Source organism: Streptomyces sp. NPDC059861, from assembly GCF_042731435.1.
In the GTDB taxonomy this organism is placed as follows: Bacteria; Actinomycetota; Actinomycetes; order Streptomycetales; family Streptomycetaceae; genus Streptomyces.
Genome location: NZ_JBHWJQ010000014.1, coordinates 85,249 through 108,705, shown reverse-complemented (window position 1 = coordinate 108,705; position 23,457 = coordinate 85,249). Strand labels below are relative to the sequence as shown.

Here is a 23,457-nt window from a genome sequence, read left to right as displayed (position 1 = left end):
TGGAAGCACAACTGCGGCAACGCGTACGCGCGGGGGACCACCAGGCCTTCGGCGAGCTCTTCGACGCCTACGCGCGCTCCGTCTACAACCACGCCTACCGGCTCACCGGCGACTGGGCGAGCGCCGAGGACATCGTCTCGCTGACCTTCCTGGACGCCTGGCGGCTGCGTGAGAAGGTCGACGACGAGGGCGGCTCCCTGCGTCCTTGGCTGCTCGGCATCGCCACCAACGTCGCCCGCAACACCCGCCGCGCCGCCCGGAGACACGCGGCCGCGGTCGCCCGGCTGCCCCGCGACGAGCCGGAGCGGGACTTCGCCGAGGAGGTGGCCGGGCGGATCGACGACGCCGCCCAGCTGGCCCTCGTACGCACCGCCCTGGCCCGGTTGCGGCGGGCCGAGCGGGAGGTGCTGGCGCTGTGCGTGTGGTCGGGGCTGGACTACCAGGCCGCCGCCGAGGCGCTCGGAGTGCCGGTGGGGACCGTACGGTCGCGGCTGTCGCGGGCGAGGACGAAACTCGCGAAACATATGGAACCACCGGGCGCGCGCGGACAGATGAGAGGGGACCGCAGCACCGCGGTCAAGCCCGTAGGGGAGGGAAACCTGTGAACGAGTTCTCCGAGAGAGACCTTCCGCCGGGCCGGCACCGACTCCTCAAGGAGCATCTGATGACCGAGATCCGGCAGTCCTCCGACCCGAAGCCCGCCCGCAGGCCCTGGCTGCGCCCGGCACTGGTGGCCGGAGCGGCCGCGGCCGTCGCCGTGACAGCGCTCACCGTCGCCGTGCCGTCCGGATCCTCCGGGACGCCCGCCGCCTCGAAGGAAGCGGTGGCACTGCTGGAGGACATCGCGCTGGCGGCCGAGAAGTCCGAGGCGCCGGGCGGCATCCGGGACGACCAGTTCGTCTACATCAAGAGCCGGGACGCCTACGCCGGTCACGTCGACGGACGCCGCGTGCCGCTGGAACCCGTCCACGACCGGGAGATCTGGCTGTCGGTCGACGGCACGCGCGAAGGGCTCCTGGAGGAGGACCGCCCGGGCAACGAGCACGTGCCGCTGGAGCCCGACTCCCCGGACAACGAGCGGGCCACCCACTACCGCGCGCTGTCCGCGCTGCCGGCCGACGCGGACGAGATGCGCGACTGGCTGTACCGGACCGCCGCCGCCCAGGTCGACGAGGAGCGCCCGGACCGGGACCACGCCGCCTTCGTGCTCTTCGGCGACCTGATCCGGGAGTCGCTCATGCCGCCGGAGGTCGGCGCCGCCCTGTACCGGGCCGCCGCGACGATCCCCGGCGTCGAGGTGGTCCACGGCGTGAAGGACTCCGTGGGCCGCGAGGGCGTCGCCATCACCCGTACCGGCGACGGCGAACGCGAAGAGATGATCTTCGACGAGGAGACGCTCACCTTCCTCGGCGAGCGTGTGGTCGGCGCCGACGGCCTGGTGGACGGCACCAGCGCGGTCCTCGAACGCACGGTCGTCGACAGGGCCGGGGAGCGGCCGTAACACGTGCGCACCCCGGCGTGACGGGTCAGGCTGGTGTCATGACCGGTTCCATCGAGCAGGGCATCAGCCAGACCCACGGGAACACGCACATCCTGCACTTCCTGGTGCGGCTCCCGCGCTCCATGGAGCAGGTCTGGCCCGCGCTGGCCACGGCCGACGGGCTCGCGGCCTGGTTCACCCCAGCCGACGTGCTCGAACCCCACCTCGGAGGTGCGGTCACCCTGCGTGACCTCGGGTCCGGAGAGGTCACCGCCTGGGACGTCGACCGGGTCGCCGAGTACACGGTGGAGGGCGGTGGCCGCATCCGGTTCCATCTGGAGCGGGACGGGGAGGGCAGCGCGCTGCGGTTCACCCATGAGTTCGAGGGGGAGCAGCAGTCGGAGCGGGGCTGGCGGGCGCGCTTCGAACGTCTGATCGAAGTGCTGGCGGTGGGGCTCCCCTAGCGGGCGTCCCGGGGGTACGGCTCACTCCACCGTGATCGAGTCCAGCTTCTCCCGCAGATACGTATGCGAGTCCACCGGCTCGTACGCCACCCGCCCCACCGGCGCCGGCACCGACTCCACGCGCGTCCCCGGTGTGCACTCGCCGAAGTAGACCAGGGACATCAGCTCCTCCGTCGGGGCGTCCGCGGACGGGGGCAGGACACGGTGGCGGCCGGAGCGCCAGCGGTCGCCGGTCCAACGGGCCATCAGATCGCCGATGTTGACGGTGAAGGCCGCCGGATCGTAGGGGGCGTCCTCCCAGCCGCCCTCGTCCGTGTACACCTGGAGTCCGCCCTTGCCCGCCTGCCGGTCGAGGATGGTGACCGTGCCGAAGTCGGTGTGCGGACCGATCCGGAACTGGCCCGGCTCGGGCGCGCCGACGACGTCCCTGCCCGGGTACCAGTTGATGTTGAAGCCGTACGTCGGATGGCCCATGTGCCGGGTGAAGAAGTCGGGTTCGAGACCGAGGGCCTGGCCGAGCAGCGAGAGAAGCCCGTTCTCCAGTACGGCCATCCGCGCCAGGTACTCCTCGCAGAGCGGCTTCAGCCCGGGCACCTCCGCCGGGAAGACGTTCGGCGCGTACCACTGCGCGTCGACCACCGGGTCGTCGAACGGTTCGTGCGTCGCGAAGGTCAGCGACTCCTTCAGGTCCGGCGGGGTCTTCGTGCCCTCCGCGTAGCCGTTGGCCTCCGCGCCCGGCCCGAGCCAGCCGCGCCCGCCGACCTTCGCTGCGTACCGCTGCTTCACGTTCTCGGGGAGGGCGAAGAAGGCGCGGGCGGTCCCGCGGATACGGGCACGCAGGCCCGGGTCCACGCCGTGCCCGGTGACCAGGAGGAAACCGGCGGTCTTCAGGGCCGCGTCGACCGTACGGGCGATGCGGGCGCGGGCGTCGGCGTCGGCGTCGCCGGACAGCCAGGGCCGCAGATCGATCGTGGGGATGCGGGGGTTGTGGGGGGCGTGGGGGCTGGGGGGCTTGGGGGAGTCACTCACCGATGTCCTCGTTCCACAGAGCCGGGTTGTCCGCGATGAAGGCGCGCATCATCGCCACGCACCGGGGGTCGTTCACGAGCACGATCTCGACGCCGTGCTCCGCCAGCCAGTCGTGCCCGCCGTCGAAGGTGACCGCCTCGCCGATCACCACCCGGGAGATGCCGAACTGCCGGACCAGCCCGGAGCAGTACCAGCACGGCGAGAGGGTCGTCACCATCGTCGTACCGCGATACGACCGCTGCCGCCCCGCGTTCCGGAAGGCCGCCGTCTCGGCGTGCGCCGACGGGTCGCCGTCCTGCACGCGCCGGTTGTGGCCCCGGCCGAGGAGGGTGCCGTCGGGGCCGTACAGCGCGGCGCCGATCGGGACACCGCCCCGCGCGAGCCCGGCGCGAGCCTCTGCGACGGCGGTGGCGAGCCATCCGCGCGCCCGTGCCTGATCCGGTGCCAGATCCATACGTCCACTCTCCCGGCGCGACGACACCCGGGCAACAAGGGCGGCGAACCGTGCCCGCCGGCCGGGAGGGGCGACGGCGGCTGGGGGCCGGTGGGGTGCGTGGATTCGTCATCGGTCGGTGCCCTCCCTGTCTCCGCCCGGCGGTGCGTCAACCGTGCGGCCGCGGGGTCACCTGTTGTCCGGGTCGCGGATGGTGCCGCCGAGGTGGCCGAGGTAGCCGTGCAGGGCGCCCGCGCCCGCCAGCATCGCGCGCGTACGGGCGTTCAGGGCCTCGTCCCGGTCGCCGATCGCCGTCCGCATCGCCTCCGTGCCGCCCTCGCGGCGTACGTCCTCCAGCACCGGCCGGATCTGGTCGAGGAGGTAGTTGCTGCCGCGCAGGGTGTGGACGAGGCGGGCGTCCCGGACGTCCTCGGGGCTGTACACGCGGTACGCCGTCCCGCGCTCCCGGCGTGGCGACAGCAGGCCCGCCGCCTCCCACACGCGCAGCGCCGAGGGCCGTACGCCGATCAGCACGGCCGCCTCGCCGACGCGCAGCCCGGCGGACGGCAGCGGCTCGGCGGGCCGCCCGGCGAGGGTCCGCAGGGCCTCGCTCGTCGCCCGCAGCCGCTGCCGCTCCTCGTGCAGGGCGGCATGCGTGGCGTCCACCAGTGCCAGGGCGCCCGGTACGTCACCGTCGTGCACCGCGCGCATGATCCGGGCCGCCGCCATGGGGCCGTAGCCCGGGACCATGGCGCGGAAGGCGAGCAGGGCGCGGCGGTGCGTGCCGGTGAAGGTGCGGTAGCCGGACGCCGTGCGGGCGGCGGGCGGCAGGACGCCCGCGTCCTCGTAGTTGCGGATCTGCTGTGCGGAGACGCCGGCCAGGCGGGCGAGGTCCACCGGGCGCAACCGGTCGTCGTTCGTCATGGATTTGAAGGTTACGGGAACAAGAAAGCCTTCATAGCGGGTGTTTATTCGCCAAAAGTCCCAACCGAGACTTCAATGACAGACTTGAAGGCATGGCCGACCGCATTCAGATCAAGGGCGCCCGACTCCACAACCTCAAGAACGTCACCCTCTCCCTCCCCAAGAACAAGCTGGTCGTCCTGACCGGCCTGTCCGGCTCCGGCAAGTCCACGCTCGCACTCGACACCCTCCACCGGGAGGGGCAACGGCAGTACATGGAGTCGCTCGGCATGGTGACCGGCTTCGTGAGCCGGCCCTCGGTCGACTCCATCACCGGGCTGTCGCCGTCGATCAGCGTCGACCAGCACCTCACCAACCGCAGCCCTCGTTCCACCGTCGGCACGGTCACCGAGGTCTTCACCTATCTGCGGCTGCTGTGGTCGCGCATCGGGGTCCGCCCGTGTCCCGGATGCGGCAAGGGCGTACCGCCCTCGCACGAGTCCGCCGCGGCGGCGTACGAGGACGAGGGCGACGAGCCTCGCGAGGTCGTGCCGTGCCCGCACTGCGGGACCGGCGTGCCCGGACTCGTGATGGGGTCCTTCTCCTTCAACAAGCCCGCCGGCGCCTGCCCCGGCTGCACGGGGCTCGGCGAGGTGTTCCGGGCCGAGGTGCCGCGGCTGGTCGACGGCGGCCTCGGGGTGGCCGCCGGGGCCGTGCTCGGCTGGCATCCGAAGGCCACCGAGCGGAACGTGCAGCTGCTCGGCGCGGCCGCCACGCACTACGGGCTGGACTTCGACGCCTCCGTACCCGTCGACGAACTCGACACGGCTCAGCGTGACTTGCTGCTGTACGGGGTCGAAAGCCCCGAGTTCCGGCGCCACTTCCCCGGCGTCGAGCCGCCCGCGACGGTCACGGCGGGGCGCTTCGAGGGCGTGGTCACGGCGCTGATGCGGCGGTACGCCGAGCGGATCGAGGACGCCGAGTACCGGGAGAAGGCCGAGCGGCTGATGGTGAAGGAGGAGTGCGGCGCGTGCGCCGGGACCCGGCTGCGGCCGGAGAGCCGGGCCGTCTCCGTGCACGGGCTGTCGATCACCGACGCCGCCCGGCTGCCGCTGGACGAACTCGCCGGGTGGCTCGGTGGCGTACGGGAGCGGGCCGCCGGGGACGAGTGGCTGTTCGCCGAGCCGGTCGTCGCCGACCTTCAGGAGCGGGTACGGCGGCTCGTCGACGTCGGGGTCGGCTATCTGACCCTGGACCAGGCGACGCCCAGCCTCTCCGCGGGCGAGGCGCAACGGCTGCGGCTCGCCGCGCTGCTGGGCTCCGGGCTCACGGGTGTGCTCTACGTCCTCGACGAACCGACCATCGGGCTGCACTCCTCCGACACCGCGCGCCTGGTCGGCGTCCTGCGCAGGCTGCGGGACCTGGGGAACACCGTGCTGGTCATCGAGCACGACCTCGACGTGCTGCGGGCGGCGGACCACGTCGTCGACATCGGGCCCGGCGCGGGGCGCGACGGCGGACGGGTCGTCGCCGAGGGGACGCCCGCGCAGGTCGCGGCGGTTGAGGGGTCGGTGAGCGGGGCGTATCTGGCGGGGCGTTTGCGCGCCCCCATCTCGCGGGGGCGCGATGACGCCGACCGGGCACTGACGATCCGGGGCGCCCGGGCGCACAACCTGAAGGGGATCGACGTACGGATCCCGCTCGGCCGGTTGGTGACGGTGGCCGGGCCGTCCGGGTCCGGCAAGTCGTCGCTGGTGCTGGACATCCTGGGACGGGCCGCGCGGCGGCGGCTGCACGGGGCCGGGGAGGCGCCGGCCGAGCACGACGGGATCGACGGGTGGGAGGCGCTGGGCAAGGTCGTCGTCATCGACCAGGAGCCGATCAGCCGGATGCCCCGCTCCAACGCGGCCACCTACTCGGACGCCTTCGGCCCGATACGGGAGGTCTTCGCGGGACGGTCCGGCGGTGCGCTGACCCCGGGGCACTTCTCGTTCAACGTGCCGGGCGGGCGGTGCGAGCGCTGCGAGGGCGCCGGCGTGCTGTCCGTGCGGATGCACTTCCTGCCCGCGGTCGAGGTGCGCTGCCCGGGGTGCAAGGGGCGGCGGTTCGGGCGCGAGGTGCTGACGGTGCGCTACGGCGGGTACGACATCGCCGAGGTGCTGGCGGCGACGGTCGACGAGGCGCTGGGAGTGTTCGCGGAGGTGCCGCAGGTCGCCGGACGGCTGCGGCGGATGGCGGACGTGGGGCTCGGCTATCTGCCGCTCGGGCAGCCGGCACCGACGCTCTCGGGCGGCGAGGCGCAACGCCTGAAACTGGCGAAGGAGTTGGGCCGACGGGCGGGCGGCTCGTGCCTCTACCTCCTGGACGAGCCGACGACCGGCCTGCACGCGGCGGACACCTCCCGCCTGGTGGACGTACTGCAACGCCTGGTCGACGCGGGCCACTCCGTGGTGACCATCGAACATAACGAGGACGTCATCGCGGCCTCGGACTGGCTGGTCGAACTCGGCCCGGCGGGCGGCGCGGCGGGCGGGGCACTCCTGGCCGAGGGCCCGCCGCCGAACGCGCGGCAGGCACCGCCGCGCTGATCAGGGAGTCGGTCCCCCGGCGCGGGTGGGCGCGCCGGGCCGGACTTGTCGGCGGTGGAGTCGGCGGCGGTGGAGTCGGCGGCACCCGAACGTCGGCGGCCTCTCCGGCGTCACAGTGAGGACGTGTGACGGACGGAGTGGACATGAAGAGGGACAGGTGGGCCGTTGCCGCCATCGTGCTGGGACTCGGGGTGCTCCAGGGGTGCACCGTCGAGGATCCTCACGTGCTGCACGAGGGGCCGAGCGACCCCACGCCGGCCTCCGAGTGCGCCGGACAAGTGGCCGGGCGGAGCCTGGAACAGAGTCTGGCGTCCGTCAGCAGGCTGGCTCGGGAGCATCCGGACGTCTTCACCGGGCTGTCCGTCGACGAGGACGACCGGGCCGCGGACGTCTACCGCGTGCCCTCCGCCGACTTCGACGCGGGCGTCTGCGGGGCCGCCGGAAAGGGTGTGACCCTGCGTCTGTACGACACCGACGTCAACCGGGGTGAGTTGGAAGCCCTGGCCGGCCGTGTCTCCGCCGACATGCACCGCTGGGACGGCACCTTCGAGCTCCGTGAGGTCGGCGTGGACGAGCGGGGGTGGGTGCACGTCGGCGTCGACGACCCGCGGGCCGCGCGGGAAGTGGTCGTGGGGGAGTTCGGCGGGGAGCACATCAGGGTCGTGGAGGTCGAGGAGGCCTCCGCCGACTGACGCGTCAGGCGTCGTCGCCGTCCCGCTTGCGGTCCTTCTCGTCCTCGTCCTCCGAGAGCGACTTCAGGAACTCGGGGTTGTCGTCGGGGGCGATCCACTGGGAGCGGCGGCCGGGCCGGCCCTCAGGGAGGCGGTGCTTGCCCGCGATCAGCCAGGAGATCGAGCCGACGAGCGGGAACAGGAGCACCAGGATCGCCCACAGCGGCTTCGGGATGTGCCGGATGTCCTTCTCGTCGGTGCTGATGCAGTCGATGAACGCGTACACGCTCAACGCCAGCGGCACGACGAACATCAGGATCCGGAGCATCGGCAGTCACCTCGTGGAACGGCGGTCGGGGGCCGCTCGCACGGCCCCCGTGACGGGGCCAGGGTAGCCCCTCGGGGATACTTGTCCCCATGGCTTACGACGATCTTCGCTCCCTGCTCAGGGCACTGGAGCGCGAGGGGGACCTGAAGCGCATCAAGGTGGAGGTCGACCCGTATCTGGAGGTCGGGGAGATCGTCGACCGGGTGCAGAAGGCGGGCGGCCCCGCACTGCTCTTCGAGAAGGTGAAGGGCTCGTCCATGCCCCTCGCCATGAACGTGTTCGGAACCGACCGGCGGCTGCTGAAGGCGCTGGGGCTGAAGTCGTACGGCGAGATCTCCGAGAAGATCGGCGGGCTGCTGAGGCCCGAACTGCCGCACGGTTTCGTCGGTGTGCGCGAGGCCTTCGGCAAGCTCGGCGCCATGGCGCACGTCCCGCCGAAGAAGGTGAAGGACGCCCCGGTGCAGGAGGTCGTCCTGCACGGCGACGACGTCGACCTGGAGCAGCTCCCGGCCCTGTTCACCTGGCCCAAGGACGGCGGCTCCTTCTTCAACCTGGGCCTGACCCACACCAAGGACCCGGAGTCGGGCGTCCGCAACCTCGGCCTGTACCGCCTCCAGCGCCACGACCGCCGCACCATCGGCATGCACTGGCAGATCCACAAGGACAGCCGCAACCACTACCAGGTGGCCGCCCGCCGGGGCGAGCGGCTGCCGGTCGCGATCGCCTTCGGCTGCCCGCCCGCCGTGACGTACGCCTCCACCGCGCCGCTCCCCGGCGACATCGACGAGTACCTGTTCGCCGGTTTCCTCGCGGGCAGGCGGATCGAGATGGTCGACTGCAAGACCGTGCCGCTCCAGGTGCCGGCGCAGGCGGAGGTCGTCATCGAGGGCTGGCTGGAGCCCGGCGAGATGCTCCCCGAGGGCCCGTTCGGCGACCACACCGGCTTCTACACGCCGCAGGAGCCCTTCCCGGCCCTGAAGATCGACTGCGTGACGATGCGCAAGCGGCCGCTGCTCCAGTCGATCGTCGTGGGCCGGCCCCCGACGGAGGACGGACCCCTCGGCCGTGCGACGGAGCGTTTCTTCCTCCCCCTGCTGAAGATCATCGTGCCGGACATCGTGGACTACCACCTGCCCGAGGCCGGCGGCTTCCACAACTGCGCGATCGTCTCGATCGACAAGAAGTACCCCAAGCACGCGCAGAAGGTGATGCACGCGGTCTGGGGCGCGCACATGATGTCCCTGACCAAGCTGATCGTGGTGGTCGACTCGGACTGCGACGTGCACGATCTGCACGAGGTCGCCTGGCGGGCCCTCGGAAACACCGACTACGCCCGTGACCTCTCGGTCGTCGAAGGCCCGGTCGACCATCTCGACCACGCGTCCTACCAGCAGTTCTGGGGCGGCAAGGCGGGCATCGACGCGACGAGGAAGTGGCCCGAGGAGGGCTACACGCGCGACGGGGGCTGGCCCGACATGGTGGAGTCCGATCCGCAGACGGCGGCCACGGTGGACCGCCGCTGGAAGGAGTACGGCCTGTGAGCTCCGCATCCGCCGCGCTTCCGCAGCCGGGCCGCACCAAGGCGTTCCTGCGCCTGGTGATGATCGAGCACTCGGTCTTCGCGCTGCCCTTCGCCTACATCGCCGCCCTCACCGCGATGTTCGACCTGGACCGCAACATCCACTGGGGCCGTCTGCTCCTGGTCACGGTCTGCATGGTCGGCCTGCGCACCTTCGCCATGGCCGTCAACCGGATCATCGACCGCGAGATCGACGCCCGGAACCCGCGCACCGCCCACCGCGAACTGGTCACCGGCGCGATGTCGGTACGGCACGCCTGGACCGGCGCCCTGATCGCCCTGGCCGTCTTCCTCGGCGCGGCGGCCCTGCTGAACCCGCTCTGCCTGGCGCTGGCCCCGGTCGCCGTCGTCCCGATGGTCGTCTACCCCTACGGCAAACGGTTCACGAACTTCCCCCAGGCCATTCTCGGCCTCGCCCAGGCCATGGGCCCGGTCGGCGGCTGGCTCGCGATCAGCGGCGCCTGGTCCTGGGACGCCGTGATCCTCGGCCTCGCCGTCGGCATCTGGATCGGCGGTTTCGACCTGATCTACGCCTGCCAGGACGTCGAGACCGACCGCGAGACCGGCGTCATGTCGGTGCCGGCCCGCTTCGGCGTCCCGGCGGCGATCTGGGCGGCCCGCGCCTGCCATGCCGTCACGACCGCCCTCTTCGTCTGGTACGCCCTGGCCACCGGCGCGGGCGCCTTCTTCTGGCTCGGTCTGCTGATCGTCGCGGGCGCGTTCGGGTACGAGCACTCCATCGTCCGACCGCACGATCTGTCCCGGCTGAACAGGGCGTTCTTCTCGACCAACGGCTTCATCGGGATCAGCCTGTTCGTCTGCGCGCTCCTCGACCTGATGGTGCGTGGACTGACGGTGTAGCCCGTCCGGGTGGCCGGGGGCGCGCCCGTACCGGGGGGCCGAGCTGCCCCCGGTACGGCCCCGGCGTCCGCCCGGCCCTGAACACCCGCCGTCCCACCGGTACGCTCAAGATGTGAACGCAGGGGAATCGCAGCGCGCGCCTTGGATCGTGGGGGTGTCCGGAGCTTCCGGTACGCCGTATGCGGCTGCTGTGCTGCGTGCGCTGCTGGAGGCCGGTGAGAGCGTCGACCTCGTAGTCAGCCGGGCCTCGCGGCTCACCCTGCTGGACGAGACGGGGCTCTCCTTCCGGGACGCGCACTGGCGGAGCGACCTGCGGGAATGGCTGGCCAGAGGGGCTGACGGGAAGCCGGACACCTTCGCCGTCAACCTCGACGGCGTACGGCACTGGAGCGCGGGTGACCTGGCCGCCGGGCCGTCCTCGGGGTCGTACCCGGCGAAGGGGATGCTCATCGTGCCGGCGTCCACCGCCTGCGTGGCCGGTGTCGCCCTCGGGCTCTCCAAGGACCTTCTGCAACGGGCCGCGAGCGTCACCCTGAAGGAGGGACGCCCGCTGGTCGTCGCCGTACGGGAGGCACCGCTCGGCGGACAGACGCTGCGCCACCTCGTCTCCCTGGACGACGCTGGCGCGGTCGTCGTGCCCGCCTCGCCCGCCTTCTACGCGGGCGCCACCCACATCCAGGACCTCGTCGACTTCGTCGCCGGACGGGTCCTCGACGCGGCCGGCGTCCCCCACACGCTCTACCGCCGCTGGGCGGGCGAACTCGGGGGCGGTTCACGCACCACCTGAGCCTCCTTCACCACCTCGACCCGTCAGACCTCTTCACTCCTCAGACCTCATCTCGTCAGACCTCTTCAGCGGAAGGCTTCGATCGCATGGACGCCGTGGACAGGCAGCTCATCCAGGCCCTGAGGGAGAACGGCCGGGCCTCCTACGCGGAGCTGGGGCGCCTCGTCGGACTGTCGGGGCCCAGCGTCACCGACCGCATCAACCGGCTGGAGGCGGCCGGCGTCATCACCGGCTACCGCGCCACCGTGAACGCCGCCTCGCTCGGCCTCGGCGTCATCGCCCTGATCGGCATCTCGCTCTCCGACGCCGCCGACCACGAGGACGTGGCGCAGCGGCTGCGGGACCTGCCCGAGATCGAGGACTGCTGGTTCATCGCCGGTGACGACTCGTTCATGCTCAAGGTGCGGGCGACCGACGTGGACGGCCTGGAGAAGATCATCCGCCGGCTCTCCGGCACCAAGGGCGTGTCCCGCACCCGTACCACCATCGTGCTGTCCACCAAGTGGGAGAACCGGGTGGGTGAGCTGCCCGAAGAGGTGTAGGCGCGGAGCGCCGGACGGGGCGCCTCCCGCCCGAAGGGCGGGGCGTACGGTTTAAGAAGTCTGTCGGAGAGAGGTGTGCGCATGGATGTCGGGCTCAAGCGCGAGCTGGAGCAGAAGGTCCGCTCCGGTGAGCGGCTGACTCGTGAGGACGGCATCGCGCTGTACGAGTCGGACGACCTGGCCTGGCTCGGCGGCCTCGCCCACGAGGTGCGCACGCGCAAGAACGGCGACGTCGTGCACTTCAACGTCAACCGCCACCTCAACATGACCAACGTCTGTACGGCCTCCTGCGCGTACTGCTCCTTCCAGCGCAAGCCGGGGGAGAAGGACGCGTACACGATGCGCATCGAGGAGGCCGTGCGGCTCGCCAAGGGGATGGAGGCGGACAACCTCACCGAGCTGCACATCGTCAACGGCCTGCACCCCAACCTGCCGTGGCGCTACTACCCCCGCTCCCTGCGCGAGCTGAAGGCCGCCCTCCCGAACGTCTCGATGAAGGCCTTCACGGCCACCGAGATCCACCACTTCGAGACCATCTCCGGCCTGTCCGCGTCGGAGATCCTCGACGAGCTGATCGACGCCGGTCTGGAGTCGCTCACCGGCGGTGGCGCCGAGATCTTCGACTGGGAGGTCCGCCAGCACATCGTGGACCACCGCACCCACTGGGAGGACTGGTCGCGGATCCACCGGCTGGCGCACGAGAAGGGGCTCAAGACCCCCTCCACCATGCTCTACGGTCATATCGAGGAGCCCCGCCACCGCGTCGACCACGTCCTGAGGCTGCGTGAACTCCAGGACGAGACCGGCGGTTTCCAGGTCTTCATCCCGCTGCGCTACCAGCACGACTTCGTCGACATGAAGGACGGCAAGGTCCGCAACCGCCTCCAGGCCCGTACGGCCATGGCGACCCCGCTGGAGGCCCTGAAGACCTTCGCCGTCTCCCGGCTGCTCTTCGACAACGTCCAGCACGTCAAGGTCTTCTGGGTGATGCACGGCGTCCAGACCGCCCAGCTCGCCCTCCAGCACGGCGCGGACGACATGGACGGCTCGGTCGTCGAGTACAAGATCACCCACGACGCCGACAACTACGGCACGCCCAACAAGCTCACCCGCGACGACCTGCTGGACCTCATCCGCGACGCCGGCTTCCGCCCGGTGGAGCGCAACACGCGGTACGAGATCATCCGCGAGTTCGAGGGCCCGGACCCGGCACGCCGCGAGGCGCCGCAGCCGATGCGGATCTGACCGCGACGCGGGTGGGTGGGCCGGCCGAAGGGACGCGGGGGACCGCTCGGCCAGGTTCCGCTCACCCGCGGGGGCGCCCGTTCGCCCGCACCCGTTCAGGGGTACCCGGCGACCGTGACTCCCCGTACGACGGCCCCCGAGGACCGGTACACCGCCGAGCCCTTCCTCCCGGCGAAGGCCAGGAGCCTCGACGTCCTGCGCGAGGCCGCCACCGGCTGCCGGGGCTGCCCGCTGCACCGCGACGCCACCCGGACCGTCTTCGGCGCGGGCAACGCGCACGGGCGCGTGATGCTCGTCGGCGAACAGCCCGGCGACCAGGAGGACCGGCAGGGCAAGCCCTTTGTGGGCCCGGCCGGGAAGCTTCTCGACCGGGCGCTCGCGGAGGCCGGGATCGACCCCGGTGAGGCGTATGTCACCAACGCCGTCAAGCACTTCAAGTTCACGCAGGCGGAGCCCCGTAAGCGGCGCATCCACAAGGCGCCCAGTCTGCGGGAGATGACCGCCTGCGGTCCGTGGCTCGCCGCCGAGCTGGCTCTCGTCGAACCCGAGCTGATCGTCGTGCTGGGGGCGACCGCGGGCAAGGCGCTGCTGGGCTCGTCGTTCCGGGTGACACAGGCCCGGGGGACCGTACTGGAGGAGGAGGTCCACGGGCGCCGCGAGCGGCTGGTGCCGACAGTGCACCCGTCGTCGGTACTGCGCGCGGACGACCGGGAGGCGGCGTACCAGGGCCTGGTCTCGGATCTGAAGGTGGCGGCGCGGATACTGTCCTGAGGCCTGGGACGCGGTTGCCGCCCTCACTCGTGCGAGGGGCCCTCGCCATGCCACATGTGTAATAGGTACTATCTCGCCATGCCCCTTACGTTCACGCTCGACCCCGCCGTGGACCGCTCCCTGCGCGACGGCCTGCTCGACCTCTGGACGGACGTCACCAACGCCGGCGGAGCCGTCGGATTCGTCCCGCCCGTGACGCGGGAGGCGGTGCGCCCCGAGCTCGTGAAGCAGTTCACGGCGATGGCCGAGGGCCGTAGCCGCCTGCTCGCCGGATTCGACCAGGACGGCCGGGTCTCCGCGACCGCGTTCCTCACCTTCAACACCCACCGGCTGATGGGGCACTGGTTGTGGCTGTACACGGTGATGGTGCACCCGCGTCACCAGGGCAAGGGGTACGGCCGGGACCTGCTGGCCGCCGCGGCGGACGCCGCCCGTGGGTTCGAGGGGATCGAGGCGATACGGCTCACCTGCCGGAGCGGCATGGGGCTCGAACGGTTCTACGGCTCCTGCGGCTACAAGGAGGTCGGCCGCATCCCCGACGCGATCCGCGTCGCCCCCGGCGACGACCGTGACGACGTGATCATGCTGCTGCCGCTGCACTGAGCGCCGGCCCCGCAAGTGCCCGCTGCGCGCACCCCCTTGCAAGATCGGCTGCCGGGCGTGCTTCACTTGACGGTGCCCTTTGGGTAGTTCTGGCCCTTCGACACGGAAGAGTGGATTGAGATGCTCCGCTACACGCTGATGCGCCTCGGGATCTTCGTGGGCTGCCTCGTGGTCGTCTGGGGCCTCGTCTACTCCGGTGTGGCCCCGCGCGGGCTCGGCGCCTCCAACGGCATCTGGGTGGTGCTGCTCGCCCTCGTCGTCTCGGCGCCGATCAGCTTCGTCGTGCTGCGCAAGGAGCGGGACCGGGCGTCCGTGCGGATCGTGCAGAAGGTGGACCGCGTCAAGGCCGGCTTCGAGGCCAACCGCAGCCAGGAGGACGTCGCGGACGACGCGGCGCGGGCGCAGGGTCAGGCCTCCTGAGCGGCCTTTGTCGGGGTTTGTAAGGCAATGTCCGCTGTGCGCCTGCCAAAGTAAGCCTTTGGGGATCTCAAAGCTCCGGTGTTAAGGTCTGCGCATGAAGTCATCAGCCGCGCCCGTCATGCCTGAGCGCATGCCCGTGTGCCCGCTGCTGGTGGCGCGTCTGCACGTGGACCTCTGCTGGTGCGCGTCCGCGATCTGTCGCCCCTGACGTTCCGCGACCTCCGTCCCCACGTCAGCCCCCGCGCACCCCTTACCGGAGCATGTCCGTGTCCACGCACACGCAGTCCTTCAAGCTGCCCTTCAAGGTGCCCTTCTGGGCCCAGATACTCCTCGGCCTCCTCCTCGGCGTCCTGCTCGGCTGGACAGCCAGGAGCCAGGACGTGTCCTGGCTCGTCACCACCCTGGAAAAGGTCGGCGACACCTTCATAGGCCTGCTCAAGCTCGCCGTCGCCCCGCTCGTGTTCTTCGCGATCCTGGTCTCGATAACCAACCTGCGGAAGGTCAACAACGCGGCCCGCCTGGCGTCCCGCACCCTCCTCTGGTTCATGATCACCTCGCTGATCGCGGTGGCCATCGGTCTCGCCATCGGCCTGGTCACCAACCCCGGCGCCGGTACCGGCCTCTCCCCCGAGGACGGGGAGCTGCCCGAGAAGACCGGTTCCTGGATCGACTTCCTCACCGGCATCGTGCCGACCGACGTGATCACGCCGTTCACCGAACTGAACGTGCTCCAGATCGTCTTCATGGCCGCCGTCGCCGGCATCGCCGCCCTGCAGCTCGGCGAGAAGGCCCAGCCGATCCTCACCCTGAGCGAGTCCGTCCTCGAACTCCTCCAGAAGGCCCTGTGGTGGGTCATCCGGCTCGCCCCCCTGGGCACCGTCGGCCTCATCGGTACGGCCATCGCGACCTACGGCTGGGACCTGCTCGGCAAGTACGCCACCTTCACCGCCGACATCTACGTCGGCTGCGCGATCGTGCTGTTCCTGGTCTACCCGGCACTGCTCGCCACCGTCGCCAAGGTCAACCCGCTCCAGTTCTTCAAGGGCGCCTGGCCCGCCATCCAGCTGGCCTTCGTGTCCCGGTCGTCCGTGGGCACCATGCCGCTCACCCAGAAGGTCACCGAGCGCCTCGGCGTCCCGAAGGAGTACGCGTCCTTCGCCGTGCCGTTCGGTGCGACCACCAAGATGGACGGCTGCGCCGCGATCTACCCGTCCATCGCCGCGATCTTCGTCGCGCAGATCTTCGACATCCAGCTCGGCATCGGCGACTACCTGCTGATCGCGTTCGTGTCGGTGGTCGGCTCCGCCGCCACGGCCGGTCTGACCGGCGCCACGGTCATGCTGACCCTCACCCTGTCCACGCTCGGCCTGCCCATGGAGGGCGTCGGCCTGCTGCTCGCCATCGACCCGATCCTGGACATGATGCGCACGGCCACGAACGTGGCCGGGCAAGCGCTGGTGCCGGTCGTCGTCGCGGCCCGCGAGGGTCTCCTCGACCGGGAGGCGTACGACAACGCGGGCAGCTCGCCGGTGGAGGAGCGGGAGCGGGTGGCCGTCGCCGCCTGAACCGGCGCGTGACCGGTACCGGCCCGACGCCTGCCGCGCGGACCGTACGCTAAGCCGCATGGGTGCCGTGAAGACCAAGCGGATGCCGCGTGCGGTCCGTGAGCAGCAGATGCTGGACGCCGCCGTGCAGATCTTCGGGCAACGGGGGTACATCGCGGCGTCGATGGACGACATCGCCGAACTGGCGGGCGTGTCCAAGCCGTTGGTGTACCTCTACCTCAACTCCAAGGACGACCTCTTCACGGCCTGCATCCGCCGTGAGGCGCAGGCGCTCTTCGACGCCGTCCGGGCCGGCGTACGGCGCGAGGTGCCGGCCGACCGCCGGCTCTGGGACGGGCTGCTGGCGTTCTTCACCCACACCGCCCGGCATCCCGACGGCTGGTCCGTGCTGCACCTCCAGGCCCGCACACACGGGGAAGCGTTCGCCGCCGAGGTGACGGCGATGCGCGCGGACATCGTCGCCTTCGTCACCCAGCTGATCGCCGAGGCCGCCCGCGACGCCCACCAGGACCCCCGGCTGCCCGAGTCCGAGTTCGCCGGGCTCGCCCAGGCCCTGGTCGGCGCCGCCGAGTCACTCGCCGACTGGGCCAACACCACCCCGCACATGACGGCCCGACAGGCGACCACCACCCTGATGAACTTCGCCTGGTCGGGACTCGGCGAACTCCTGGCGGGGCGGCGCTGGGCTCCGCCGGGGGACTGAGGCGGTCGTACGTCAGTGTCCGTCGGCCGGGACGAAGGGCTGGACGGCCCCGGTGAGGTGCAGCCGGTCACCCCGGCGCAGTTCGAAGCGCCCGCCCTCCGCGACGTACTCCACCGTCCCCGGCAGCGGCACCGGTGCCCGGAACTCCGCCCGCACCTGCACCGCTTCCGGTGCGCCGTGCGCGGCGAGGCACCGGGCCACCGTCCACATGCCGTGCGCGATCGGGCGCGGGAAGCCGAACAGGCGGGCGGTGAGCGGGTGCAGGTGGATGGGGTTGCGGTCGCCGGAGACGGCGGCATAGCGCCGCCCGACGTCGGCGCCGAACCGCCATTCCGCCCCTCCGGGCAACGGCCGGCCGCCCTGGGGCGCGGACGCCGTCCGGTCTTCGCGTGCCCCGGTGCCGACCGTGCGATGCCGTGCCAGATACGTGCTTCGGGAATCCCAGACCAGCTTTCCGGCGGCGCGGGCCTCGATGACCACCGTCGCCTGCGTTCCGCGGCGGTGCGGGGCCAGGCCCGCGATGTGCACGGCGAGTTCGTACGTGCCGTCGACCGGGAGGGACGTGTGGCGGGTGACGTCGATCGAGGTGTGTACCAGGCCGAGCAGCGGCAGCGGAAAGCCCCGGCCGCCCATCAGCCGCATGGCCAGTGGGAAGGCCAGGACGTGCGGATAGGTGAGGGGGAGCGCGTCCTCGCCGGTGGGGAAGCCGCAGACCCGCTCGTACGCGGCGAGCCGGTCCAGGTCGACGCGGACACCGGGCCGGACCAGCCGGGTGCGGGGGAAGTCGGCGTCGGGGCGCGGGCGTTTGAAGGGGGAGCGGAGGGCGCCGGTCACCAGAGGGAGGTGGTCAGACATGGTCATACCGGTTTCCTCGCCCCCTCCACCCTGCTTTACTCCTCAGTAAGGTTACCGGAGGTAAGTTCAAGCGCCGCAAGGCCTCCGGTACTCCACATCCCCGGCGCCGGAACATCTTCGAACCCGCACAACCTCCCCACGTGGGAGCCGTACCATCTGCCACCTGACCGCCGGGAACGCCGCCAGCACGCCCCGCCGGTGAACGCCTCCGTACGCGCCGCGCGTACCTCATGCAGCGGAGCCGTACCGCGCTGCAGGCCCCAGGAGCTGCCATGCCCATCTCGTACTCTTCCTCGCCCGTACCGCATCAGACGTCGGGGTCGTCGCTCGAATACGACCCGGACGGCGGGCCGGTCCTCGTCGAGCCCGAGATACGGCGGCTGGACGGCGAGGTGCGGGAGGTGGCCGTACCGTCCCTGGTGCCGCCGGTGTCCCACGGCTCGCTGGCCGACCTGCCGTTCGAGAACGCGGCCGTGGCGCCGGACCGCCCCGTCCTCAGCCGCCGCGGCGACGACGGGAGTTGGACGGACGTGACGGCGGCGGAGTTCGCCGCGCAGGTACTCGCCGTGGCGAAGGGCATGATCGCCGAGGGCCTGGTGCCGGGCGACCGTATCGCGATCATGGCGCAGACGTCGTACGAATGGACGCTCCTCGACTTCGCGGCCTGGGCGGCCGGGCTGGTGAGCGTCCCCGTCTACCCGACCTCGTCCGTCTTCCAGACCCGCTGGATCCTCCAGGACTCCGGCGCGGTCGCGCTGGCGACCGAGACGGCCGGCCAGGCGGCCGCGCTCGGGCCCGAACTCCCGCACCTGCCCGACCTGCGGCACCTGTGGGTCATCGAGAAGGGCCACGTGGACCGGCTCGCGGAGCTGGGGCAGCCGGTGCCGGACACGGAAGTCGACGTACGCCGCGGGATGCTGGGCCCGGACACCCTGGCGACCCTCGCCTACACCTCGGGCACCACCGGCCGCCCCAAGGGCTGCGCCCTGACCCACAGCAACTTCCTGGCGGAGGTCGACAACGCGATCGAGCTCCTCTACCCGGTCTTCAAGGCGCGCACGAACGAGGAGGCGTCCACGCTCCTCTTCCTGCCGCTCTCCCATGTGTTCGGCCGGATGGTGGCCGTGGCCTGCGTGCGCGCCAGGGTGCGGCTGGGGCACGCCCCCAGCCTGAAGGCGGAGGACCTGCTGGCCGACCTGGCGGCCTTCCGGCCGACCTTCCTGCTGGCCATCCCGTACATGCTGGAGAAGGTCTACAACAGCGCCCGCGCCACCGCCGAACGCGGCGGCAGGGCAGCGGCGTTCGACCGCGCGGCGAAGATCGCGCGCCGCTACGGCGAGGCCGCGGTGGCCCGGGCGAGCGGCTCCGGCTCCGGCCCCGGCGCCTCCCTGAAGGCGTCCCGCGCCTTCTACGACCCGCTGGTCTACCGCCGGATCCGCAACGCCCTCGGCGGCAGAATCCGTTACGTCGTCTGCGGTGGCTCCCCGCTGGGCCGCGACCTGACCGCGTTCTACGCGGGCGCGGGCATCGACGTGTACGAGGGCTACGGGTTGTCCGAGACGACCGGTGCGGCGACCGTGACACCGCCGCTCAAACCCCGGCTCGGCACGGTCGGCTGGCCGCTGCCCGGCACCCGGGTGCGGATCGCGGCGGACGGCGAGATCCTGCTCGCCGGCGGCCAGGTCTTCCGCGGCTACTGGGACGCGCACGCGGGCGGAGTGGTCCCGGCGTCGCCGGACGGCTGGTTCCCGACGGGCGACATCGGCCGGCTGGACGACGACGGCTACCTCGTCATCACCGGCCGCAAGAAGGAGATCCTGATCACCGCGGGCGGCAAGAACATGGCCCCGGCGCCGCTGGAGAACTGGCTCCGCTCGCACCCCCTCATCTCCCACTGCCTCGTCCTCGGCGACCGCCGCCCCTACATCACCGCGCTGATCACCCTCGACATCGACGGCATCACCCACTGGCGGCAGATGAACGGCAAGCACCCGGTGCCGCCCGAACTCCTCGTCGACGACGAGGACCTGCGGACGGTCCTGCAACGCGCGGTCGACGAGGCCAACAGGCTCGTCTCGCGCCCCGAGTCCATCCGCCGCTTCACCGTCCTGCCGACCGACTTCACGGAGTGGGCCGGCCATCTGACCCCCTCGATGAAGCTCCGCCGGGAGGCGATCCTGAGGGACTTCGCAGGCGAGGTGGAGGCCCTCTACGGCGAGTGACCCAGGTCCCTTCCGCCTTCCGGTCACCTGCGCGGCGCGCCGCGTGTCAGCGCGACGACGGGTTCGTGAGCCGACGGGAGTGCCGAGATGTCCACTGCGTATGTCGTCGTCACCGTGCTGGGTGCCGTGATGACGGGGTTCGCCGCCGCGTCCGTGTTCCTGCGGGCCGAGTGGGTCGTGAAGCCGCCGGCCGACTACGGCGTGCCGCGCGGCTGGTGGCCCTGGCCGGGCGCCGCCAAGGCGGCCGGGACGGCCGGCCTGCTCGCCGGTCTCGTGGTCCCGGTGATCGGCCTGCTGGCCGGGACCGGGCTCGTCCTCCACTTCACCGGGGCCGTCGTCACCGTCGCCCGGGCGCGGTGGTTCTCGCACGCGCCGTTCCCGCTGCTGTACGCCGCCCCGGCGATCGGGTCGCTGGTACCGGCGGCGACCGCCTGAGTCAGGCGTACAGGACCGCGATCTCCGTCCCGTCCAGGCGGTCGCGGTCCGCGATGACCTCGAGCCGCGTGATGCCGGTGGCGGTGACCGTGAAGGCGAGCACGAAATCCATTTGCCGCCGGGCGGGTGGGGGCTTGTAGCGTGACCCGCATGTGTGGCATCGGCATCGGGATCGGCATCGCAGTGATCGACCGCGGGCGCGACTAGCCGGCGGACTTTCGGCCGGAGGCCGCGCCTCGCGCACCTCCGTGATCACCCCTCGGAAGAAACCGCCGCCTCAGCGAGTCAGCGCCGGGCGGTGTCACTTCGTGCTGCCCGGCCTCACCCCGAAGCCGCGGAGATCCTGTTGCGCACCCCACATCCCGGCCGCCATGAGCTGGGCCAGAACTTTCTGATCGACCCCACCACCATCGACACCCTGGTCCGGCTGGTCGCCGGCACCGAAGGCCCGATCATCGAGATCGGCACGGGCGACGGCGCCCTCACCCTGCCCCTGCAACGCCTGGGCCGCTCCCTGACCGGCGTCGAGATCGACGCCCGGCGGGCCGCCCGGCTGGCCCGCCGGGTGCAGCCCCCCACGTCGATCGTCCACGCGGACTTCCTGCGGTTCAGGCTGCCCACCGCGCCGTACGTCCTGGTCGGCAACCTGCCCTTCCACCAGACCACCGGCATGCTCCGCCGCATCCTGCACGCCCCCGGCTGGACCGAGGCGGTCCTGTTGGTGCAGTGGGAGGTGGCACGCCGGCGGGCGGGCGTGGGCGGCGCGACGATGATGACGGCCCAGTGGTGGCCGTGGTTCGCGTTCGGCCTGGCCGGCCGGGTCCCGGCGACGGCGTTCCGGCCCCGGCCGGGTGTCGACGGGGGAGTGCTGACCATGTCGCGCAGGGAGCGGCCGCTGCTCGCGTCCGCGGACCTGAAGCCCTACCAGGCGTTCGTGCAGCGTGTCTTCACGGCCCCTGGCCGAGGTCTTCCGGCGATCGTCGCCGCGTCGCTGCCCCGCGCGTCCCGCCCCGAGGCCCAGCGCTGGCTACGCCATCAGCGCCTCCCCGCGAACGCCCTGCCCAAGCACCTCACCGCGGAGGAGTGGACACAGCTGTACCGCCTGACGTCACGCCCGCTGTGATCCGGCGCCACGAGGGCCTGCTCAGGCGTTTCTCCTCGGGCGTTTCTCCTCAGGCGTTCCCGCTCGGGCTTTTCTGCGGAGTTCCTCTCGGAATTCCCGGAGAATTCATCTTTGCGTAAAGAGCGAGATGTGGGGGGAAAGGCAGGAGCCCCGTCGCCGGATGGCGCGGGGCTCCTTGGGTATTGCACTCGATCCTGGATCAGAGGATCAGACCGGGGTGACGTTCTCCGCCTGCGGGCCCTTCGGGCCCTGGGTCACGTCGAAGGTCACGTGCTGGTTCTCCTCAAGGGACCGGAAGCCGGTCGCGTTGATCGCGGAGTAGTGGACGAAGACGTCGGGGCCGCCGCCTTCCTGGGCGATGAAACCAAAGCCCTTTTCGGCGTTGAACCACTTCACGGTTCCGGTAGCCATAAGCCCTCCTTGGGCCCAAAGGGTTGCCCTGCTCCAGAACCAGCAAGTGTGAAGATTGAGTTCTGCACAACTGCATATGTCCGAGAACGTCGAGAGCCCGCGGTCACATGCTCCGCAGGCTCTGTACTGCAAGGGAAACCAAACTGCAACTTGCGGCGAGCCTAGCACGCGGGCAGCCGAAAGCAATAGGGGCCAAGATCACGTCACCCGGATGTTTGAACGTCTTGTCGACGTTGACGTCAAGAGGGGGACCCCAGAAGGCTGCACCCTACCCCACTGGGTCTAGCCTCTCGATGTGGACATTTCTCGCACGCGGCCGCGCGTCGGTCACATCCAGTTCCTGAACTGCCTGCCCCTCTACTGGGGGCTCGCCAGAACGGGAACACTGCTGGACTTCGAGCTGACGAAGGACACCCCGGAGAAGCTCAGCGAGCAGTTGGTGCGGGGCGATCTCGACATCGGGCCGATCACCCTCGTGGAGTTCCTCAAGAACGCCGACGATCTCGTCGCCTTCCCGGACATCGCCGTCGGCTGCGACGGACCGGTGATGTCCTGTGTGATCGTCTCCCAGGTCCCGCTGGACCAGCTGGACGGCCGCCGGGTGGCCCTGGGCTCCACCTCGCGCACCTCCGTACGCCTCGCCCAGCTGCTGCTGGCGGACCGTTTCGGCGTGCAGCCCGACTACTACACCTGCCCGCCCGACCTCAGCCTGATGATGCAGGAGGCCGAGGCGGCCGTCCTCATCGGCGACGCGGCCCTGCGGGCGAACCTGCTCGACGGGCCGAAGTACGGCCTCACCGTGCACGACCTCGGCGCGCTGTGGAAGGAGTGGACAGGGCTGCCGTTCGTCTTCGCCGTCTGGGCGGCCCGCCGTGACTACCTGGAGCGCGAGCCCCTCATCACCCGCCAGGTGCACGAGGCCTTCCTGGCCTCCCGCAACCTCTCCCTGGAGGAGGTCACCAAGGTCGCCGAGCAGGCGGCCCGCTGGGAGGCCTTCGACGAGCGGGTCCTGGAGCAGTACTTCACCACCCTCGACTTCAGACTCGGCGACTCCCAGCTGGCGGCCGTGGCGGAGTTCGCCCGCCGGATCGGACCGACGACCGGGTTTCCGGCGGATGTGAGGGTGGAGCTGCTGGGGCCCTGAGGGCGAAGGGTGGAGGGTGGACCGGGTGCGGTGCCGGCTTCCGGCGTGAGGTGGAGCCGCGCGGCGGGTTGGCGGCGCGTGGACCGCGCCGGTGGTGGACGCCGATCCGCAGGCGCCGGTGCCGTGGGTGGCCACCGCGTACGCCGCTGGGCCGTCGCTCGCCGCGGCGGTCGGGGACGGCGGTCCGCCCGCGTGTTCGGGACGAGCGCCGGGAGTGGCGGGCCTGGCCGACTCCCGGGCAGATGAGGCGCAGTGGGAGCGGACGCCTTCACCCCCGGGCTGGTCCTCGCGCGCG

General features: G+C 71.3%; 26 protein-coding genes and 1 pseudogene. 21 read left to right on the top strand and 6 right to left on the bottom strand.

Features of this window, described 5'->3' with window-relative positions:
- Positions 1-11: 11 nt before the first annotated feature.
- From ACFV6X_RS15305 to ACFV6X_RS15295, 3 genes are read left to right on the top strand one after another with little or no spacing between them, the layout of a single operon-like run.
- A complete protein-coding gene (locus tag ACFV6X_RS15305) occupies positions 12-605 on the top strand; it encodes an RNA polymerase sigma factor (RefSeq protein ID WP_365446678.1) in 594 nt (197 codons plus the stop codon).
- A complete protein-coding gene (locus ACFV6X_RS15300; RefSeq protein ID WP_385382949.1) occupies positions 602-1,501 on the top strand; it encodes a CU044_5270 family protein in 900 nt (299 codons plus the stop codon). Before ACFV6X_RS15305 ends, ACFV6X_RS15300 begins: the two co-directional genes overlap by 4 nt.
- 38 nt (positions 1,502-1,539) lie before the next feature.
- Complete coding sequence (locus tag ACFV6X_RS15295) at positions 1,540-1,944, top strand: SRPBCC domain-containing protein (protein ID WP_385382946.1); 405 nt, start codon at positions 1,540-1,542, stop codon at positions 1,942-1,944.
- Between the two features lie 21 nt (positions 1,945-1,965).
- On the opposite strand, the gene ACFV6X_RS15290 is transcribed toward ACFV6X_RS15295, so the two are convergent.
- From ACFV6X_RS15290 to ACFV6X_RS15280, 3 genes are all read right to left on the bottom strand, one after another.
- The gene (locus ACFV6X_RS15290) at positions 1,966-2,973 is read right to left on the bottom strand and encodes an isopenicillin N synthase family dioxygenase (protein ID WP_385382943.1); all 1,008 of its coding nucleotides are present in this window, start codon (positions 2,971-2,973) and stop codon (positions 1,966-1,968) included.
- Positions 2,966-3,427: a nucleoside deaminase gene (locus ACFV6X_RS15285; protein WP_385382940.1), complete on the bottom strand. Its 462-nt coding sequence runs from the start codon at positions 3,425-3,427 to the stop codon at positions 2,966-2,968. The genes ACFV6X_RS15290 and ACFV6X_RS15285 overlap by 8 nt, the downstream gene beginning before the upstream one ends.
- A gap of 168 nt (positions 3,428-3,595) precedes the next feature.
- On the bottom strand, positions 3,596-4,330 hold the full coding sequence (locus ACFV6X_RS15280) for a MerR family transcriptional regulator (protein ID WP_385382937.1): 735 nt from the start codon (positions 4,328-4,330) through the stop codon (positions 3,596-3,598).
- Between the two features lie 92 nt (positions 4,331-4,422).
- Between ACFV6X_RS15280 and uvrA the strand changes: the two genes are divergently transcribed.
- Together uvrA and ACFV6X_RS15270 are read left to right on the top strand one after the other, a co-directional pair.
- Positions 4,423-6,897, top strand: coding sequence for an excinuclease ABC subunit UvrA (uvrA, locus tag ACFV6X_RS15275; RefSeq protein ID WP_385382935.1), 2,475 nt, complete (start codon positions 4,423-4,425; stop codon positions 6,895-6,897).
- A 143-nt stretch (positions 6,898-7,040) separates the two neighbouring features.
- Entirely contained in the window at positions 7,041-7,589 is a 549-nt protein-coding gene (locus ACFV6X_RS15270) for a hypothetical protein (protein WP_385382932.1), read from the top strand.
- A gap of 4 nt (positions 7,590-7,593) precedes the next feature.
- Here the strand turns inward: ACFV6X_RS15270 and ACFV6X_RS15265 are convergent, their stop codons facing one another.
- Positions 7,594-7,896, bottom strand: a complete 303-nt coding sequence (locus tag ACFV6X_RS15265) for a PLD nuclease N-terminal domain-containing protein (RefSeq protein WP_385382929.1) — start codon at positions 7,894-7,896, stop codon at positions 7,594-7,596.
- A gap of 89 nt (positions 7,897-7,985) precedes the next feature.
- On the opposite strand from ACFV6X_RS15265, the gene ACFV6X_RS15260 reads away from it, so the two are divergent.
- From ACFV6X_RS15260 to ACFV6X_RS15210, 11 genes are all read left to right on the top strand, one after another.
- On the top strand, positions 7,986-9,437 hold the full coding sequence (locus ACFV6X_RS15260) for a menaquinone biosynthesis decarboxylase (protein WP_385382926.1): 1,452 nt from the start codon (positions 7,986-7,988) through the stop codon (positions 9,435-9,437).
- The gene (gene mqnP, locus ACFV6X_RS15255) at positions 9,434-10,336 is read left to right on the top strand and encodes a menaquinone biosynthesis prenyltransferase MqnP (protein WP_385382923.1); all 903 of its coding nucleotides are present in this window, start codon (positions 9,434-9,436) and stop codon (positions 10,334-10,336) included. The genes ACFV6X_RS15260 and mqnP overlap by 4 nt, the downstream gene beginning before the upstream one ends.
- A gap of 112 nt (positions 10,337-10,448) precedes the next feature.
- A complete protein-coding gene (locus ACFV6X_RS15250) occupies positions 10,449-11,123 on the top strand; it encodes a UbiX family flavin prenyltransferase (protein ID WP_385382920.1) in 675 nt (224 codons plus the stop codon).
- 86 nt (positions 11,124-11,209) lie between these two features.
- On the top strand, positions 11,210-11,665 hold the full coding sequence (locus ACFV6X_RS15245) for an Lrp/AsnC family transcriptional regulator (RefSeq protein ID WP_351610121.1): 456 nt from the start codon (positions 11,210-11,212) through the stop codon (positions 11,663-11,665).
- 81 nt (positions 11,666-11,746) lie between these two features.
- Positions 11,747-12,910, top strand: coding sequence for an aminofutalosine synthase MqnE (gene mqnE, locus ACFV6X_RS15240; RefSeq protein WP_385382917.1), 1,164 nt, complete (start codon positions 11,747-11,749; stop codon positions 12,908-12,910).
- Between the two features lie 114 nt (positions 12,911-13,024).
- Positions 13,025-13,681 (top strand): UdgX family uracil-DNA binding protein, encoded by a 657-nt coding sequence (locus ACFV6X_RS15235; RefSeq protein WP_385382914.1) that lies wholly within the window; start codon positions 13,025-13,027, stop codon positions 13,679-13,681.
- Between the two features lie 78 nt (positions 13,682-13,759).
- The gene (locus tag ACFV6X_RS15230) at positions 13,760-14,284 is read left to right on the top strand and encodes a GNAT family N-acetyltransferase (protein ID WP_385382912.1); all 525 of its coding nucleotides are present in this window, start codon (positions 13,760-13,762) and stop codon (positions 14,282-14,284) included.
- A 120-nt stretch (positions 14,285-14,404) separates the two neighbouring features.
- Positions 14,405-14,704 (top strand): DUF4229 domain-containing protein, encoded by a 300-nt coding sequence (locus tag ACFV6X_RS15225; RefSeq protein WP_385382909.1) that lies wholly within the window; start codon positions 14,405-14,407, stop codon positions 14,702-14,704.
- A gap of 118 nt (positions 14,705-14,822) precedes the next feature.
- Positions 14,823-14,912, top strand: coding sequence for a putative leader peptide (locus ACFV6X_RS15220; RefSeq protein ID WP_385383078.1), 90 nt, complete (start codon positions 14,823-14,825; stop codon positions 14,910-14,912).
- Positions 14,913-14,964: 52 nt separating this feature from the next.
- Entirely contained in the window at positions 14,965-16,269 is a 1,305-nt protein-coding gene (locus ACFV6X_RS15215) for a dicarboxylate/amino acid:cation symporter (protein WP_385382907.1), read from the top strand.
- 58 nt (positions 16,270-16,327) lie between these two features.
- Positions 16,328-16,972 carry a TetR/AcrR family transcriptional regulator gene (locus ACFV6X_RS15210; RefSeq protein WP_385382905.1) on the top strand — a complete coding sequence of 215 codons (645 nt, stop codon included), beginning with the start codon at positions 16,328-16,330 and terminating at the stop codon, positions 16,970-16,972.
- Positions 16,973-16,984: 12 nt separating this feature from the next.
- Here the strand turns inward: ACFV6X_RS15210 and ACFV6X_RS15205 are convergent, their stop codons facing one another.
- The gene (locus tag ACFV6X_RS15205) at positions 16,985-17,833 is read right to left on the bottom strand and encodes a MaoC family dehydratase (protein ID WP_385382902.1); all 849 of its coding nucleotides are present in this window, start codon (positions 17,831-17,833) and stop codon (positions 16,985-16,987) included.
- Positions 17,834-18,099: 266 nt separating this feature from the next.
- Here ACFV6X_RS15205 and ACFV6X_RS15200 point away from each other — a divergent pair, with 266 nt between their 5' ends.
- From ACFV6X_RS15200 to erm, 3 genes are all read left to right on the top strand, one after another.
- A complete protein-coding gene (locus ACFV6X_RS15200) occupies positions 18,100-20,049 on the top strand; it encodes an AMP-dependent synthetase/ligase (RefSeq protein ID WP_385382899.1) in 1,950 nt (649 codons plus the stop codon).
- A gap of 87 nt (positions 20,050-20,136) precedes the next feature.
- Positions 20,137-20,484, top strand: a complete 348-nt coding sequence (locus ACFV6X_RS15195) for a DoxX family protein (protein ID WP_385382896.1) — start codon at positions 20,137-20,139, stop codon at positions 20,482-20,484.
- 346 nt (positions 20,485-20,830) lie between these two features.
- Positions 20,831-21,607: a 23S ribosomal RNA methyltransferase Erm gene (gene erm, locus ACFV6X_RS15190; protein WP_385382894.1), complete on the top strand. Its 777-nt coding sequence runs from the start codon at positions 20,831-20,833 to the stop codon at positions 21,605-21,607.
- A 207-nt stretch (positions 21,608-21,814) separates the two neighbouring features.
- Here erm and ACFV6X_RS15185 read toward each other — a convergent pair whose 3' ends face one another.
- On the bottom strand, positions 21,815-22,018 hold the full coding sequence (locus ACFV6X_RS15185; protein WP_189701348.1) for a cold-shock protein: 204 nt from the start codon (positions 22,016-22,018) through the stop codon (positions 21,815-21,817).
- 295 nt (positions 22,019-22,313) lie between these two features.
- Between ACFV6X_RS15185 and ACFV6X_RS15180 the strand changes: the two genes are divergently transcribed.
- Together ACFV6X_RS15180 and ACFV6X_RS15175 are read left to right on the top strand one after the other, a co-directional pair.
- Entirely contained in the window at positions 22,314-23,162 is an 849-nt protein-coding gene (locus tag ACFV6X_RS15180) for a menaquinone biosynthetic enzyme MqnA/MqnD family protein (protein WP_385382891.1), read from the top strand.
- Positions 23,163-23,194: 32 nt separating this feature from the next.
- A pseudogene (locus ACFV6X_RS15175) lies at positions 23,195-23,403 on the top strand (serine/threonine protein kinase); the annotation flags it as partial.
- Positions 23,404-23,457: the final 54 nt, after the last annotated feature.

What these genes read in the sequence shown, in the direction of transcription:
- mqnE (WP_385382917.1), top strand. Translation starts at nt 11,747, where the DNA reads ATGGATGTCGGGCTCAAGCGCGAGCTGGAGCAGAAGGTCCGCTCCGGT.
- ACFV6X_RS15200 (WP_385382899.1), top strand. Translation starts at nt 18,100, where the DNA reads ATGCCCATCTCGTACTCTTCCTCGCCCGTACCGCATCAGACGTCGGGG.
- ACFV6X_RS15210 (WP_385382905.1), top strand. Translation starts at nt 16,328, where the DNA reads ATGGGTGCCGTGAAGACCAAGCGGATGCCGCGTGCGGTCCGTGAGCAG.
- ACFV6X_RS15295 (WP_385382946.1), top strand. Translation starts at nt 1,540, where the DNA reads ATGACCGGTTCCATCGAGCAGGGCATCAGCCAGACCCACGGGAACACG.
- ACFV6X_RS15185 (WP_189701348.1), bottom strand. Translation starts at nt 22,018, where the DNA reads ATGGCTACCGGAACCGTGAAGTGGTTCAACGCCGAAAAGGGCTTTGGT.
- ACFV6X_RS15245 (WP_351610121.1), top strand. Translation starts at nt 11,210, where the DNA reads ATGGACGCCGTGGACAGGCAGCTCATCCAGGCCCTGAGGGAGAACGGC.
- ACFV6X_RS15225 (WP_385382909.1), top strand. Translation starts at nt 14,405, where the DNA reads ATGCTCCGCTACACGCTGATGCGCCTCGGGATCTTCGTGGGCTGCCTC.
- ACFV6X_RS15260 (WP_385382926.1), top strand. Translation starts at nt 7,986, where the DNA reads ATGGCTTACGACGATCTTCGCTCCCTGCTCAGGGCACTGGAGCGCGAG.
- ACFV6X_RS15220 (WP_385383078.1), top strand. Translation starts at nt 14,823, where the DNA reads ATGCCTGAGCGCATGCCCGTGTGCCCGCTGCTGGTGGCGCGTCTGCAC.
- ACFV6X_RS15270 (WP_385382932.1), top strand. Translation starts at nt 7,041, where the DNA reads ATGAAGAGGGACAGGTGGGCCGTTGCCGCCATCGTGCTGGGACTCGGG.
- uvrA (WP_385382935.1), top strand. Translation starts at nt 4,423, where the DNA reads ATGGCCGACCGCATTCAGATCAAGGGCGCCCGACTCCACAACCTCAAG.
- ACFV6X_RS15230 (WP_385382912.1), top strand. Translation starts at nt 13,760, where the DNA reads ATGCCCCTTACGTTCACGCTCGACCCCGCCGTGGACCGCTCCCTGCGC.
- ACFV6X_RS15215 (WP_385382907.1), top strand. Translation starts at nt 14,965, where the DNA reads ATGTCCGTGTCCACGCACACGCAGTCCTTCAAGCTGCCCTTCAAGGTG.
- ACFV6X_RS15205 (WP_385382902.1), bottom strand. Translation starts at nt 17,833, where the DNA reads ATGACCATGTCTGACCACCTCCCTCTGGTGACCGGCGCCCTCCGCTCC.
- ACFV6X_RS15265 (WP_385382929.1), bottom strand. Translation starts at nt 7,896, where the DNA reads ATGCTCCGGATCCTGATGTTCGTCGTGCCGCTGGCGTTGAGCGTGTAC.
- ACFV6X_RS15285 (WP_385382940.1), bottom strand. Translation starts at nt 3,427, where the DNA reads ATGGATCTGGCACCGGATCAGGCACGGGCGCGCGGATGGCTCGCCACC.
- ACFV6X_RS15280 (WP_385382937.1), bottom strand. Translation starts at nt 4,330, where the DNA reads ATGACGAACGACGACCGGTTGCGCCCGGTGGACCTCGCCCGCCTGGCC.
- ACFV6X_RS15195 (WP_385382896.1), top strand. Translation starts at nt 20,137, where the DNA reads ATGTCCACTGCGTATGTCGTCGTCACCGTGCTGGGTGCCGTGATGACG.